The following is a 13,889-nucleotide window of genomic DNA, read 5'->3' as shown; positions in this document are numbered from 1 at the left end:
ATTGAGTAATATGATTATTATGGCGCCAACACCACATCACACCTTGTAAGGAACACAGCATGAACGCCCTCCATTCCGTAATGACCACCCGCGCTGGCTGGGGTATGACCGTCCTGCGCATCTTCGTCGGCATCATCTTCATGGCTCACGGTTCGCAGAAGCTGTTCGGCTGGTTTGGCGGCGGCGGCCTGGCGGGCACCGCGCAGTTCATGGAAAGCCTCGGCCTGACCCCCGGCACCCTGATGGCGGCCTTGTCCGGCGGCGCCGAATTCTTCGGCGGCCTGGCCCTGGTGATCGGCCTGCTGGCACGGCCGGCGGCGGTGGCGCTGATCGGCCTGTTGCTGGTGGCGATCTTCTCGGTACACATCCACAACGGCCTGTTCATGGCCAACAACGGTTATGAGTTCGCCCTGGCGCTGCTGGGTGGCGCGGTGGCGGTGCTGTTCGAAGGGGCAGGGCGGGCTTCGGTGGATGCGGCCATCTCCAAGAGTTGAAGGTTTGCCCGGGGGCCGAATTGCGGTCCCCGGGCAAGCTCGCTCCCACAAGCGATGCCCGGATGAGGCTGGCAGATGTAAGCCTTTTGCCATAAGTCGTGTTGACAGTCCGCCAGCCGCTTCTCTAGGATTCGCACTTGCGCCGATTTAAACAGCTACTTGCGGGGCGCAGGAGAGCCCTTCGAGGTGATCCGAATACCGCTAAAACGCTGGTTCGGTGATGCCTCCCACCGCAGCCCAGCGGGATCTGCGAGGCGGAGAATATGACTCCATGAGTTGCCCACGTTCCATTGTCTGTCTGACCCCCCTGTCTTCCAGCCAGTCGGCCCGCGCCCCGCGCGTCCTGCTGATCGGTCCGCACCAACCCACCCTCGTTCGCCTCCTCGATGGCTGGCCTCGTCGCAAAGGCCGCGCTACCGCATTGTTGATCCAGTTCGTCGATAACGTTGCGTCCCTCGCCGACTACGCCAATGACCGTTTCGACCTCGCCGTGGTGCAGTCGCCAGCCCGCGAAGACGCCGCCGAAATGATCGGCCACCTGACCCGCATCGCCCGCCAAGGGCTGATTACCCGCGCCTGAGGTCGTTGCCGCGGCGGCGAAGCGTCACTGTGGATAGCTGATGCTGTTCACGTACCAGACCGCCTCGCCACTCGGCGTCTGCACCACCACCTCGTCGCCTTCTTCTTTCTTCAGGAGGGCGCGGGCCATGGGTGAGTCCACCGAGATGTAGTCGTTACGGCCATAGATCTCGTCATAGCCGACGATGCGGAATTTCATCTGCTCGCCGGCGTCGTTCTCGATCTCCACCCAGGCGCCGAAGAACACCTTGCCTTCCTGCTCTGCGCGGTAGTCCACCACTTTCACGTCTTCCAGGCGCTTGCGCAGATAGCGCACGCGGCGGTCGATTTCGCGCAGCAGTTTCTTGTTGTACTGGTAGTCGGCGTTTTCGCTGCGGTCGCCAAGGGAGGCGGCCCAGGTGACTTTCTGAGTGATTTCGGGGCGGTACACGCGCCAGAGGTGATCCAGCTCCGCCTTCAGCGCCTCATGGCCTTTTCGGGTGATGATGTTGGTAGCCAATGCCTTCTCCTGGGCGGGCGATACGTCAGGCCGCAAAGAGTACCCGCCGAACCGGCAGCGGTACAGGCTGCCGGTGGCGGGCACGCAGGGCTCAGCCTTCGCGCAGCACCGTCAGCGGGCTGGCGTTGAGCGCGCGGCGGGTGCCGACCACGCCGGCACCGCCGACCAGCAGCGCGCCGGCCAGCGGCAGCAGGAGCAGCGACGGGTGCGGGCTCCAGTGCAGGTCGAAGGCGAAGCGGTAGAGCACCCAGGTAATCAGCTCGCAACCGATCGCCGCGAGCAGGCCGCTGGCCGCGCCGAGCAGGCCGAACTCGATCCGCCGCGCCTTGACCAACAAGGCCCGGCCTGCGCCCAGTGCACGAAGCAGGGCGCCCTGGCGGATGCGCTCGTCGAGGGTCGCCTGCAGGCCGGCGAACAACACCGCCAGCCCGGCCGCGAGCACAAACAGCAGCACGTACTGCACCGCCAGGGTGACCTGCGCGAGGATGCTGCGCAGTTGCTCCAGCAAGGCATCGACCGGAAGGATGGTGGTCGCCGGGAAGGCGCGGGACAGGGCCACCACTTGCTGGTCGTTACCCGGTGCGAGGTAGAAGCTGGTCAGGTAGGTGGTCGGCAGTCCCTGCAGGGTGCCGGGCTGGAAGATCATGTAGAAGTTCGGCTGGAAGCTGTCCCAGTTGACCGTGCGCAGGCTGCTGACCTGGGCCTCACGCTCCTCCCCGCCGATGACGAAGGTCAGGCGGTCGCCCAGTTTGAGCTTGAGGCTTTCCGCCAGCTCCGACTCCACCGACACGCCGGGCAGCGCGTCCGCCGCCGGTTGGCCCTGCCACCACTGTCCGGCGCTGAGGCTGTTGCTTTCGGGCAGGTCGGCTGCCCAGGTCAGGCTCAGGTCACGTTGCACTGCGCGGTCGCCGGTGGATTCCTTGCTGACGATCTGGTTCACCGCCTCGCCGTTGATTTGCGTCAGGCGGCCGGGGATCACCGGATAAAGCGGCGCGGCATGGCTGGAGAAGCCTTCCAGTTGGCTGGCGAAGCTGGCCTTGTCGTCCGGCAGGATATTCAGCACGAAATAGTTGGGCGCATCTTCGGGCAACTGGTTGTGCCAGGTGTCCAGCAACTCGATGCGCAGCAGGGTGATCAGGCCCATCGCCAACAGGATCAGGCCGAATGCCAGCGATTGGCCGGCCGCCGCCAGCGGGTGGCGCAGCAGTTGTCCGAGGCCCAGTCGCCAGGCCAGCGGCGCTCCGGCCAGCAAGCGGCGCAGGCTGCGCAAACCGAGCAGGAGCAGGCCGCCCAGCAACAGCGCGGCGATCAGGCCGCCACCGAGCAGGGCGAAGGTCAGCAGCAGGTCGAGGCTCAAGCGCCACATGATCAGGCCGAGGGCGAGGATCGCCGCGCCGTAGACCAGCCAACTGCTCGCCGGCACCGGCAGCAGATCGCGACGCAGCACCCGCAGTGGCGGAACCCGGCCCAGCGCGGCGAGCGGGGGCAGGGCGAAGCCGGCGAGGGCGACCAGGCCGGTGGCGATCCCGGCCAGCGCCGGGGTGATGCCGCCGTCGGGAATCTCCGCCGGCAGCAGGCCGTCGAGCAGGGCGAACAAGCCCAATTGCGCCAGCCAGCCGAGCAGGGCGCCGGCCAGGGCGGCGAGGCTGCCGAGGATCGCCAGTTGCAGGCAGAACAGGCTCAGCGCCTGACGCCGCGACAGACCCAGGCAACGCAGCAGGGCGCTGGCATCGAAGCGTCGCACGGCGAAGCGGCTGGCGGACAGCGCCACGGCCACACCGGCCAGGAGCACCGCGACCAGGCTGGCCATGTTCAGGTAGCGCTCGGCCTTGCCCAGGGCGCCGCCGACCTGCTGGTTGCCGTCGCGGGCATCGCGCAGGCGCTGGTTGGGCGCCAGGGTGGCTTCGAGCGCCTGGCGGTAGTCGGCGAGTATCAGGTTGTCGCCGCGCCACAGTTCGCGGTAGGTCACCCGACTGCCGGGCTGGACCACGCCGGTGGCGTCGAGGTCGGCGAGGTTGATCATCACCCGTGGGGTCAGGCTGTAGAAATTGCCGGCGCGGTCCGGTTCGTAGGTCAGCACCCGGCTCAGGCGCAGGGTTTTCATGCCGACGTCGATGCTGTCGCCGATCTTCAGGTCGAGGGCCGCCAGCAAGCGCGGCTCGGCCCAGGCTTCGCCGGAGGCCGGGCCGCCGCCTGTGGTTTCGGCGGCGTAAGGCTCGGGCGCGCTGCGCAGTTCGCCACGCAACGGATAGGCTGCGTCGGCGGCCTTGACGCTGGACAACTGGATACCGTTGTCGGTGGCAATCACGCTGGAGAATTCAACCACCCGCGCATGGGCCAGGCCCAGCGCGGTGCCGCGGTCGATCTGCTCGGCGCTGGCCGGCGAGCTGCCTTGCAGCACTAGATCGGCGCCGAGGAATTCTGTCGCGCGTAGCAGCATGGCGCCGTTGAGGCGGGCGCCGAAGTAGCCGATGGCGGTGCTCGCCGCCACCGCGATCAGCAGGCCGAAGAACAGCACCCGCAGTTCACCGGCGCGGGCATCGCGCAGCAGTTGTCGTAGAGCAAGGTTGAACAGGCGCAGAAAGGACAGGCGTGCCATCTAGGGCTCCATCGGGCTGACCAGATGGCCGGCGTCCAGGCGGATCTGGCGGCGGCAGCGCCGGGCCAGGCGTTCGTCGTGGGTCACCAGCACCAGGGTGGTGCCGCGCTCCTTGTTCAGTTCGAACAGCAGGTCGCTGATGCGTTCACCGGTATGGCTGTCGAGGTTGCCGGTTGGCTCGTCGGCGAACAGCACATCCGGCTCGGCGGCGAAGGCCCGGGCGATCGCCACCCGTTGTTGCTCGCCGCCGGAGAGCTGGCGCGGCGAATGGCTCAGGCGCTGGCCCAGGCCGACCCGCTCCAGCAGGGTGCGGGCGTGCTCGCGGGCATCGCGGCGGCCTTCCAGCTCCAGCGGCAGCATGACGTTTTCCAGGGCGTTGAGGCTGTCGAGCAACTGGAACGACTGGAACACGAAACCGACGTGTTCGGCGCGCACCTTGGCGCGCTGGTCTTCGTCCAGCGGGCCGAGGTCGTGGCCGGCCAGGGTGACGGAGCCTGCGCTGGGCTGGTCGAGCCCGGCCAGCAGGCCGAGCAGGGTGGACTTGCCCGAGCCGGACGCGCCGACGATGGCGAGGCTGTCGCCTTCGTTGAGGTCCAGGGACAGTTCGTGGAGGATGGTGAGGTTGCCTTCCGCGCTGGGAACCACTTTGCTAAGGTTCCGCGCAGTGAGAATGCTGGGGCCCATGGAGAATCCGATGCGAGTGTGGTTATTGAGTGCTGGTCTGGCCTTGCTGTGCATGGCGCAGAGCGCAACGGCGGGTACGGTATTGATCGTCGGCGATAGTATCAGTGCCGCTTTTGGCCTGGATACCCGACAGGGCTGGGTCGCGCTGCTGGAACAGCGGCTCAGCAACGAGGGTTACAGCGACAAAGTGGTCAATGCCTCGATCAGTGGCGATACCAGTGCCGGAGGCCAGGCGCGGCTGCCGGCGCTGCTTGCAGCGCACAAACCGAGCCTGGTGGTGCTGGAACTGGGAGGCAATGACGGCCTGCGGGGACAGCTTCCTGCGCAATTGCAACAAAATCTTGCTTCGATGGTAGACCAGTCCCGCAAGGCTGGGGCCAAGGTCGTGCTGCTGGGCATGCAACTGCCGCCCAACTATGGCCAGCGTTACACCAAGGCCTTCGCTCAGGTCTATACCGACGTGGCTACCCAGAAAAACATCGCGCTGGTGCCGTTTTTCCTGGAGGGCGTCGGGGGTGTTCCCGAACTGATGCAGGCGGATGGCATCCATCCGGCGCAAGGGGGCCAGTCCAGGTTGCTGGAAAATGCCTGGCCGGCAATAAAACCGCTGCTTTGACGCTTTTATAGTGACCGGCTTTCGGCTAATGTTGCGCCCCCGATTTGGAGCCCCCGATGCCGCGTCCCGCCTGGTCCCTGTATGCCTATCAATTGATCGAACCTGACGAACAGCTCGATCTCTTCGCCTGCCAGGAAATCCGTGTGCATCTGGTCGCCCGTCAACTCGAACTGGCGGGCTCGGCCGACCGCACCCTGTGCGGCACCCTGCTACCGGCGCAGCCGCGCTGGTCGGGGGTGCCGAACACGATTTACCGTGATCGCCGCCTGTGCCCGTTGTGCCGGGCCATCCTCGAGGCCCAGCGCCGCGGTACGCGACCTGTCTGGCCGGAACTTTAAGCACCGCTCCGCCCTCTCACCATCCAGCGGCGATGCCTCCCGATTGTTTCGGCAGAGGTGTACAATTGCCGCCTTCACCCCGAATTTGCGAAGGATTTCCCGGATGTTGCCGCGCTTTCCCGCCGTCACCCGTTGCCTGTCCCTGGCCGCCCTGCTGTCGGCAGGTCCCGTTGCCGCGTTGGAGTTCCCACTGCCGCCACCTGGCGAAGACATCATTGGCCAGGTCCAGGTGATCAAGGCCAAGTACGAGGACACCTTCGCCGATATCGGCACGGCCAGTGACCTGGGCTACCTGGAAATGGTCGCGGCCAACCCGGGTGTCGACCCCTGGTTACCGGGCGCCGGCACCGAGATCATCCTGCCGACCCGCTTCATCCTGCCGCCGGGCCCGCGCGAAGGCATCGTCATCAACCTCGCCGAGTACCGCCTGTACTACTTCCCGAAAGGGGAGAACGTGGTGCATACCTACCCGCTGGGTATCGGTCGTGAAGGCTGGGGTTCGCCCATCGCCCAGACCAAGGTGACGGCCAAGACGCCGAACCCGACCTGGACCCCGCCGGCCTCGATCAAGGCCGAGCACGCTGCTGACGGTGACCCCCTGCCGAACGTGGTGCCGGCCGGCCCGGACAACCCGCTAGGTCCGTTCAAGTTCACCCTGGGCGTGCCGGGCTACCTGATCCACGGCTCGAACAAGAAGTTCGGCATTGGCATGCGCACCAGCCACGGCTGCTTCCGCATGTTCAACAACAACGTGCTGGAACTGGCCAAGATGGCGCCAGTGGGTACTCCAGTGCGGATCATCAACGAGCCGTACAAGTTCGGCATGAGTGGCGGCAAGGTTTACCTCGAGGCGCACACTCCGCTGGACGACAAGGGCGATCCGTCGGTGGTGGACAAGCACACCGCGGTGATCAACGCGCTGCTCAAGCGTGAAGACCTGGCCAAGAACGTGCAGATGAACTGGGACATGGTTCGCGATGTGGTCGCGACCGAAGACGGCATGCCGGTAGAAATTGCTGTACCGAACGGGGTAGGTGGCGAAGTGCCAATCATTTCCAGCGCACCTTACCAAGAGCAGTAAGTTTCATCGGTGTTACACCAAGGCCCGCCTTAATGGCGGGCCTTGTCGTTTGAGGGTGTTGTTATCTTGCTGGCAATAAAAAAGCCGACCCACAAGTGGGTCGGCTTCTAAATAACAACCCCGAAGGATTATTACTTGCGGCTGGCTTTTTCCAGCATACGCAGAGCGCGCTCGTTGGCTTCGTCAGCAGTTTGCTGAGCCTTCTGAGCGGCAGCCAGAGCGTCGTCGGCTTTGCGATACGCTTCGTCAGCACGAGCTTGTGCACGAGCTGCTGCGTCTTCGGTAGCAGTCAGACGAGCTTCGGTTTCTTTGGAGACGCTGCTGCAACCGGTAGCCAGAACTGCGGCCAGAGCCAGAGCAGAGAATTTCAGAACGTTGTTCATCGTGTTCCCCTTCAAGGACTTTCTATTAAAGAGCCATCTCTCAACAAAGAGAAACTGGCCGGCGTACATAGTACCCATTACTTGTAGTAAGTAAACTGACTGAGCGCAAGAATTGGAAAAAAATTGCGCCGCGCTTGCTCTTGACAGTCAGGAACCGCGAAAACCGTGCAATTGTTGCGTCTGGAGGCTGTAACGCATTCTTGTAAAAGTAGTTTTTCTTGAACTAATGGTGACTTTAAATGTCAGGTTGCGTCATAAGCACTAGATCATCCGGTTGCTGTTCTCAGGACGTTGCCCGCTGGCATCGTCGGCCGGTCTCAAGTGCGGAAATTTTCCGACCAGTACCTTGAGCATCCCCGCGTTGGGCGCCTACTATTTGTTACGTGCTCAGTTGCCCGAGAACGATCAGGCTCTTCTCGCTGTCCAACGGGGCACGGGGTGGCGTAGAGGTTCCTTCGCCGGACAAACATCGGTTAAGGTAGGGTTTTATTACAAGACCCGCGAGGAGTAGTGATGAGCGAGGCGTTGTCCATCCACCATGACCAAAAGGGTCATCAGTTCGAGACCAATGTGGACGGTCATCGTGCTTACCTGACTTACATGGACCTGGGTAAGCAGACTCTGGATATCTATCGCACCTTCGTGCCCAACGCCCTGCGTGGTCGCGGTATTGCCGCGGCATTGACCGAGCGGGCACTGGCCTACGCCGAAGAGTGTGGCTACACCGTCATTCCTTCCTGCTCTTATGTCGAACGTTACATGGAACGACACCACAAGCATTCTTCCAAGGCCTGACCTTTCCAGGCTTGCACCCTACAGACACGAAAACGCCGGGCAATTGCCCGGCGTTTTCGTTTGTGGCGTATATCAGCCGCGACGTTTCGGCAGCACGTCCTTGAGCTTGGTGCGCATGTTGCGCAGGGTAGTGGCGGTTGCGTCCCAGTCGATGCAGGCATCGGTCACGGAAACGCCGTACTGCAATTCGCAGAGGTCCTTCGGAATGGCCTGGGCGCCCCAGTTCAGGTGGCTCTCGACCATCAGGCCGATGATCGACTGGTTGCCTTCGAGGATCTGGTTGGCGACGTTCTCCATGACCAGCGGCTGCAGGGCCGGGTCTTTGTTGGAGTTGGCGTGGCTGCAGTCGACCATGATGTTCGGCTTGATCTTGGCCTTGTTCAGCGCCTGTTCGCACAGGGCGACGCTGACCGAGTCATAGTTCGGCTTGCCGTTGCCACCGCGCAGCACCACGTGGCCGTAGGCGTTGCCCTTGGTGGTGACGATGGAGACGCCGCCTTCCTGGTTGATGCCGAGGAAACGGTGCGGGCTGGAAACCGATTGCAGGGCGTTGATGGCCACGGTCAGGCCGCCGTCGGTGCCGTTCTTGAAACCGACTGCCGAAGACAGGCCGGAGGCCATTTCGCGGTGGGTCTGGGATTCGGTGGTACGGGCGCCGATGGCCGACCAGCTGATCAGGTCCTGCAGGTACTGCGGGGAGATCGGGTCGAGGGCTTCGGTGGCGGTGGGCAGGCCCATTTCCGCCAGGTCCAGCAGCAGTTGGCGACCGATGTGCAGGCCGTCCTGAATCTTGAAGGAGTCGTCCAGGTACGGGTCGTTGATCAGGCCTTTCCAGCCCACGGTGGTGCGCGGCTTCTCGAAGTAGACGCGCATCACCAGATAAAGAGTGTCGGAGACTTCCGCAGCGAGAACCTTGAGGCGCTCGGCATATTCATGCGCGGCCTTGATGTCATGGATCGAGCAGGGGCCGACCACGACAAACAGGCGGTGATCCTTGCCGTCGAGGATATTGCGCACCACTTCACGGCCCGCGGTCACGGTCTGAAGCGCGGTGGCGCTGAGTGGAATCTCCTTCTTGAGCTGATCAGGCGTGATCAGGGTCTCGTTGGAGGCAACGTTTAGGTCGTCGATCGGTAAATCAGCCATCGTGTTACTCGTCAGGTCACGGATGCCGGCCGCCAGCGATCCCCGTGCGGCGGAGCAGCATGATTGAGCTCAGCGGGGAGCGGAACCTTAGCGCGTAAACCCTTGGCTCGACAATGGGCATGACCCCGTTTCCGGTGTGGGATGGTCCTTTGAAAGCGCCTTTTTACGACTAAAGTGGCTGGAGGGTGGCTGGACCTGCGATGGAAGGCATAATCGGCTGCGAATCGAATGTTTCACTGGGCCAGTGCGGCAGCCTGGCGCAGCGGAGGTAATGACAGGTAGCGGGGGCGAGGCATGAGCAAGGGGTTGGGCGACAAACTGGTAGTGGCGATTTCCTCACGGGCACTCTTCGATCTCAGTGAGAGCCACCGGCTGTACCTGGCCGAGGGCGTCGAGGCTTATCGCCAATACCAGATCGAGCATGAAGACGAATACCTTGAGCCAGGCGATGCTTTCCTGCTGGTGGAAAAGCTGCTGGGCCTCAATGCCGCCCTCGGCCAGCAAAGGGTCGAAGTGATACTGGTGTCGCGCAACAGCGCCGACACGGGCCTTCGGGTATTCAATTCCATCGAGCATTACGGCCTGGGTATTTCCCGCGCGGCGTTCGCCGGCGGGCGTAGTCCGTATCCTTATCTGGCGGCGTTTGGTTGCCATCTGTTCCTGTCCACCGATGCCGATGACGTGCGCAGCGCTCTGGAGGCCGGCTTCGCTGCTGCCACGATTCTTTCGGGTGGTGCCCGGCGGGATGCCATTACCGAGTTGCGGATCGCCTTCGACGGCGATGCCGTGCTGTTTTCCGATGAATCCGAGCGGGTCTATCAGTCGGGTGGTCTGGAAGCGTTCCAGGCCAGCGAGCGGCAATCGGCCCGCGATCCGTTGCGCGGCGGGCCGTTCAAGCCGTTCCTGGCGGCACTCAATCAATTGCAGCAAGAGTTTCCCAGTGGCGCCTGTCCGATTCGCACCGCGCTGGTCACCGCGCGCTCGGCGCCGGCGCACGAGCGGGTCATCCGCACCTTGCGCGAGTGGGATATCCGCCTCGATGAATCACTGTTTCTCGGCGGCCTGGACAAGTCGGCGTTCCTCGAAGCCTTCGCTGCAGATGTGTTCTTTGATGACCAGGCCGGACACTGCGACCGGGCCAGTCGGGTTGTGGCTACCGGCCATGTTCCGCACGGCATCAGCAACGAACGCACGCCCGGCTGAGCCCCGCTGGACGGGGCCTGCGCATCAACAGGGCGCTGCTAAGCTGAAGCTTGCTCTGCCGTTTCGGCAGTCGGAGGAGGCTCAATGATCCGTTCGATGCTGTATGCCACGGACCTTGGTGTGTACGCGCCTTATGTCATGCAACACGCGCTGGCCCTGGCGCGGACTTTCAATGCGGAGCTCTATGTGATCCATGCCGTGGAGCCGATGGGGCAATTCGCCGAATCACTGCTGCAGAGTTACCTGGATGAACAAACCCTCGACCAATTGCACAGCCAGGGCGTGAACACCGTCATGGCCAATATCGAGCAGCGGGTGCTGGAAAACTTTCGCGAAGAGTTGGGGGATCAGGAAGATCTGGCGCTGATACGCGCGGTGCGGGTACGCCAAGGGGATCCGGCCCAGGTGATTCTCGAGCAGGCCCAGCGGCTGAGTGTCGATCTGCTCATTGTCGGCAGTCACACCCACGGGGCCGGGGTGGAGATTCCGATCGGGCGCACGGCGGTGCGCATTCTGCAGTTGTCCCCGGTGCCGGTGTACATGGTGCCCCTCGCCCAGCACCTCGGTCGCAGAAAGGTTTGAGGAATTTTCCGTGGTGCTTGTAAGAAAACTGATGAAATTGTTCTAGATTTATTCTCCTGACCACTAATATAGTTATAACTCGTCGCTGTTGCCGGTGACGCCCAGCATCTGAGGGATACCTATGAAGCTTCAACAATTGCGCTACATCTGGGAAGTGGCGCACCACGACCTCAACGTTTCCGCGACAGCGCAGAGCCTGTACACCTCCCAACCGGGGATCAGCAAGCAGATTCGCCTGTTGGAAGACGAGCTGGGCGTGGAAGTGTTTGCCCGTAGCGGCAAGCACCTGACCCGCGTGACCCCGGCGGGCGAACGCATCATCAATACCGCGGGCGAAATCCTGCGCAAGGTCGAGAGCATCAAGCAGATTGCCCAGGAATTCTCCAACGAGAAGAAGGGCACCCTGTCGATCGCCACCACTCACACCCAGGCGCGTTATGCGCTGCCGCCGGTGATCAGCTCGTTCATCAAGCAGTACCCGGAAGTTGCCCTGCACATGCATCAGGGTTCGCCGATGCAGATCGCCGAGATGGCTGCTGACGGCACCGTCGACTTCGCCATCGCCACCGAGGCGCTGGAGCTGTTCGGTGACCTGGTGATGATGCCGTGCTACCGCTGGAACCGTTGCGTGGTGGTCCCGCAAGGTCACCCGCTGACCAAGCTGCCGAAGCTGACCCTGGAAGTGCTGGCCGAATACCCGATCGTCACTTACGTGTTCGGCTTCACCGGCCGTTCCAAGCTGGACGAAGCCTTCAGTCACCGCGGCCTGACGCCGAAAGTGGTGTTCACCGCCGCCGACGCCGACGTCATCAAGACGTACGTGCGCCTCGGCCTGGGTGTCGGCATCGTCGCCAAGATGGCAGTGGATCCGAAATTGGACAGCGACCTGGTGGTTCTGGATGCCAGCGAACTGTTCGAATCCAGCATCACCAAGATCGGTTTCCGTCGCGGCACCTTCCTGCGCGGCTTCATGTGCGATTTCATCGAGAAGTTCGCGCCGCACCTGACCCGCGAAGTGATGGCCAAGGCGATCCAGTGCCACAACAAGCAGGAGCTGGAAGAGCTGTTCGAAGGCGTGGAACTGCCTGTCCATTGATGGCAGCTCCAAGCGCTCAGCTATAAGTTGCAAGAGAAAAGCGGTCCGCATGCGGGCCGCTTTCTTTTTGGGCCTTTGAAAGCCGCAAAGAAAAAGCGGCCCTGATAAGGATAATTTCAGTCGGTTAGCGTTTCATGCAGCCCTTCGCGAGCAAGCTCGCTCCTACAGTGTAGGAGCGAGCTTGCTCGCGAAGGGCGCCAACAGGCTTAGCTGACAGGCATTACCCTGATAAGGACCGCTTCTACTTGTAGCTTGCCACTTGAAGCTTGCAGCTAAAAAAAGCCGTCAGGCTTTGGAGATGAGGTTGCCGGCGTGCAACCCGCATTCCTTCTGGGTCGACTCTTCCCACCACCAGCGGCCTTCGCGTTCGTGCTGGTTCGGCAGCACCGGGCGGGTGCAGGGCTCGCAGCCGATGCTGATGAAGCCGCGTTCGTGCAGGCTGTTGTACGGGATTTCCATCATGCGGATGTAACCCCAGACTTCCGCGCTGCTCATCTGCGCCAGCGGGTTGAACTTGTACAGGGTGCGCTCCGGGGTGGAGAAGGCGCTGTCGATTTCCAGCGCAGCCACCTGGCTGCGGGTGCCTGGGCTCTGGTCGCGGCGCTGGCCGGTGGCCCAGGCGCTGACGGTGCTCAGCTTGCGGCGCAGCGGTTCGATCTTGCGGATGCCGCAGCATTCGCCATGACCATCCTTGTAGAAGCTGAACAGGCCCTTGTCCTTGACGAACGGGTCGAGCTTTGCGCGATCCGGCGAAAGGAGCTCGATCGGCAGCTTGTACTCTTCGCGGACCCGGTCGATGAAACGGTAGGTCTCCGGGTGCAGGCGCCCGGTGTCGAGGCTGAACACCTTGACGTTCTTGTTCAGTCTCCAGGCCATGTCCACCAGCACGACGTCTTCGGCGCCGCTGAAGGAAATCCACAGGTCATCGCCGAAGTGTTCGAAGGCGAGCTTGAGGATGTCCTGGGGGGACTTGTTGGCGTAGGTCGCGGCCAGTGCGGCGACGTCGAAGGATTGGCTCATCAGGCGGCTTCCGGTCATTGAATGGCGCTTGGCGCTCGTAGTGGGGCAGATGTTACCAAAAAATGCCCGGCCAGACGGGTCGCAATGCCAGACAAGCATTGCTAGAGTGCAGCTCCCATTTTTTGGCGTTGTTCGAGGAGTGTGTTGTGGAAATTGCCTGTCTCGATCTGGAAGGCGTATTGGTCCCGGAAATCTGGATCGCCTTCGCGGAGAAAACCGGAATCGAATCGCTGCGGGCCACCACCCGCGATATTCCGGACTATGACGTACTGATGAAGCAGCGCCTGCGGATTCTCGATGAGCATGGCCTGAAGCTGTCGGATATCCAGGCGGTGATCGCCACCCTCAAGCCGCTGGACGGCGCCGTCGAATTCGTCAACTGGCTGCGCGAGCGCTTCCAGGTGGTGATCCTCTCCGACACCTTCTACGAGTTCTCCCAGCCGCTGATGCGCCAACTGGGCTTCCCGGCGCTGTTGTGCCACCGCCTGATCACGGATGAGACCGATCGCGTCGTGAGCTACCAACTGCGTCAGAAAGATCCTAAGCGTCAGTCGGTCCTGGCCTTCAAGAGCCTGTACTACCGGGTGATCGCAGCAGGTGATTCGTACAACGACACCACCATGCTGGGCGAAGCGGATGCTGGCATCCTGTTCCATGCGCCGGAAAACGTGATCCGCGAATTCCCGCAGTTCCCGGCGGTGCATGATTTCGAGGCGCTGAAGAAAGAGTTCATCAAGGCTTCGAATCGTTCTTTGAGTCTGTAAGACGAGGGCC

At 62.6% G+C, this 13,889-nt stretch carries 16 protein-coding genes; 10 read left to right on the top strand and 6 right to left on the bottom strand.

All coding sequences use genetic code 11. From position 1 onward, the window contains the following. Positions 1 to 59 precede the first annotated feature (59 nt). Entirely contained in the window at positions 60 to 494 is a 435-nt protein-coding gene (locus CKW37_RS20380) for a DoxX family protein (protein ID WP_095157814.1), read from the top strand. Between the two features lie 271 nt (positions 495 to 765). Beyond that, positions 766 to 1,074 (top strand): hypothetical protein, encoded by a 309-nt coding sequence (locus CKW37_RS20375; protein WP_095157812.1) that lies wholly within the window; start codon positions 766 to 768, stop codon positions 1,072 to 1,074. Between the two features lie 24 nt (positions 1,075 to 1,098). Here the strand turns inward: CKW37_RS20375 and greB are convergent, their stop codons facing one another. The 3 genes from greB to CKW37_RS20360 form a co-directional block, all read right to left on the bottom strand. Next, positions 1,099 to 1,572 (bottom strand): transcription elongation factor GreB, encoded by a 474-nt coding sequence (gene greB / locus CKW37_RS20370; protein ID WP_095157810.1) that lies wholly within the window; start codon positions 1,570 to 1,572, stop codon positions 1,099 to 1,101. 91 nt (positions 1,573 to 1,663) lie between these two features. After that, complete coding sequence (locus tag CKW37_RS20365) at positions 1,664 to 4,171, bottom strand: ABC transporter permease (protein ID WP_095157808.1); 2,508 nt, start codon at positions 4,169 to 4,171, stop codon at positions 1,664 to 1,666. Further along, positions 4,172 to 4,855 carry an ABC transporter ATP-binding protein gene (locus CKW37_RS20360; RefSeq protein ID WP_095157806.1) on the bottom strand — a complete coding sequence of 228 codons (684 nt, stop codon included), beginning with the start codon at positions 4,853 to 4,855 and terminating at the stop codon, positions 4,172 to 4,174. 10 nt (positions 4,856 to 4,865) lie between these two features. On the opposite strand from CKW37_RS20360, the gene CKW37_RS20355 reads away from it, so the two are divergent. The 3 genes from CKW37_RS20355 (at position 4,866) to CKW37_RS20345 (ending at position 6,890) form a co-directional block, all read left to right on the top strand. Further along, complete coding sequence (locus tag CKW37_RS20355; RefSeq protein ID WP_175653746.1) at positions 4,866 to 5,471, top strand: arylesterase; 606 nt, start codon at positions 4,866 to 4,868, stop codon at positions 5,469 to 5,471. Between the two features lie 56 nt (positions 5,472 to 5,527). Then, positions 5,528 to 5,809 (top strand): hypothetical protein, encoded by a 282-nt coding sequence (locus tag CKW37_RS20350; RefSeq protein WP_095157802.1) that lies wholly within the window; start codon positions 5,528 to 5,530, stop codon positions 5,807 to 5,809. Positions 5,810 to 5,912: 103 nt separating this feature from the next. Then, a complete protein-coding gene (locus CKW37_RS20345) occupies positions 5,913 to 6,890 on the top strand; it encodes a L,D-transpeptidase family protein (RefSeq protein WP_095157800.1) in 978 nt (325 codons plus the stop codon). A 131-nt stretch (positions 6,891 to 7,021) separates the two neighbouring features. Here the strand turns inward: CKW37_RS20345 and oprI are convergent, their stop codons facing one another. Beyond that, entirely contained in the window at positions 7,022 to 7,273 is a 252-nt protein-coding gene (oprI, locus tag CKW37_RS20340; RefSeq protein ID WP_037058464.1) for an outer membrane lipoprotei OprI, read from the bottom strand. Between the two features lie 513 nt (positions 7,274 to 7,786). Here oprI and CKW37_RS20335 point away from each other — a divergent pair. Further along, positions 7,787 to 8,068, top strand: coding sequence for a GNAT family N-acetyltransferase (locus tag CKW37_RS20335; protein WP_095157798.1), 282 nt, complete (start codon positions 7,787 to 7,789; stop codon positions 8,066 to 8,068). A gap of 72 nt (positions 8,069 to 8,140) precedes the next feature. On the opposite strand, the gene CKW37_RS20330 is transcribed toward CKW37_RS20335, so the two are convergent. Beyond that, the gene (locus CKW37_RS20330; protein ID WP_095157796.1) at positions 8,141 to 9,214 is read right to left on the bottom strand and encodes a 3-deoxy-7-phosphoheptulonate synthase; all 1,074 of its coding nucleotides are present in this window, start codon (positions 9,212 to 9,214) and stop codon (positions 8,141 to 8,143) included. A gap of 294 nt (positions 9,215 to 9,508) precedes the next feature. Between CKW37_RS20330 and CKW37_RS20325 the strand changes: the two genes are divergently transcribed. From CKW37_RS20325 to cysB, 3 genes are all read left to right on the top strand, one after another. Next, the gene (locus CKW37_RS20325; protein WP_095157794.1) at positions 9,509 to 10,417 is read left to right on the top strand and encodes a 5'-nucleotidase; all 909 of its coding nucleotides are present in this window, start codon (positions 9,509 to 9,511) and stop codon (positions 10,415 to 10,417) included. 84 nt (positions 10,418 to 10,501) lie between these two features. Then, positions 10,502 to 10,999, top strand: coding sequence for a universal stress protein (locus tag CKW37_RS20320; protein WP_095157792.1), 498 nt, complete (start codon positions 10,502 to 10,504; stop codon positions 10,997 to 10,999). A gap of 121 nt (positions 11,000 to 11,120) precedes the next feature. Next, the gene (gene cysB, locus CKW37_RS20315) at positions 11,121 to 12,095 is read left to right on the top strand and encodes an HTH-type transcriptional regulator CysB (protein WP_009394496.1); all 975 of its coding nucleotides are present in this window, start codon (positions 11,121 to 11,123) and stop codon (positions 12,093 to 12,095) included. 285 nt (positions 12,096 to 12,380) lie between these two features. On the opposite strand, the gene CKW37_RS20310 is transcribed toward cysB, so the two are convergent. Continuing rightward, positions 12,381 to 13,115, bottom strand: a complete 735-nt coding sequence (locus CKW37_RS20310; RefSeq protein WP_095157790.1) for a phosphoadenylyl-sulfate reductase — start codon at positions 13,113 to 13,115, stop codon at positions 12,381 to 12,383. A 146-nt stretch (positions 13,116 to 13,261) separates the two neighbouring features. Between CKW37_RS20310 and thrH the strand changes: the two genes are divergently transcribed. After that, complete coding sequence (gene thrH, locus CKW37_RS20305; RefSeq protein WP_095157788.1) at positions 13,262 to 13,879, top strand: bifunctional phosphoserine phosphatase/homoserine phosphotransferase ThrH; 618 nt, start codon at positions 13,262 to 13,264, stop codon at positions 13,877 to 13,879. Positions 13,880 to 13,889: the final 10 nt, after the last annotated feature.

The organism is Pseudomonas sp. Irchel 3E13 (assembly GCF_900187455.1).
Lineage (GTDB): Bacteria > Pseudomonadota > Gammaproteobacteria > Pseudomonadales > Pseudomonadaceae > Aquipseudomonas.
The sequence above is the reverse complement of the archived record's forward strand: the minus strand, read 5'-3'. Positions and strand labels throughout refer to the sequence as shown.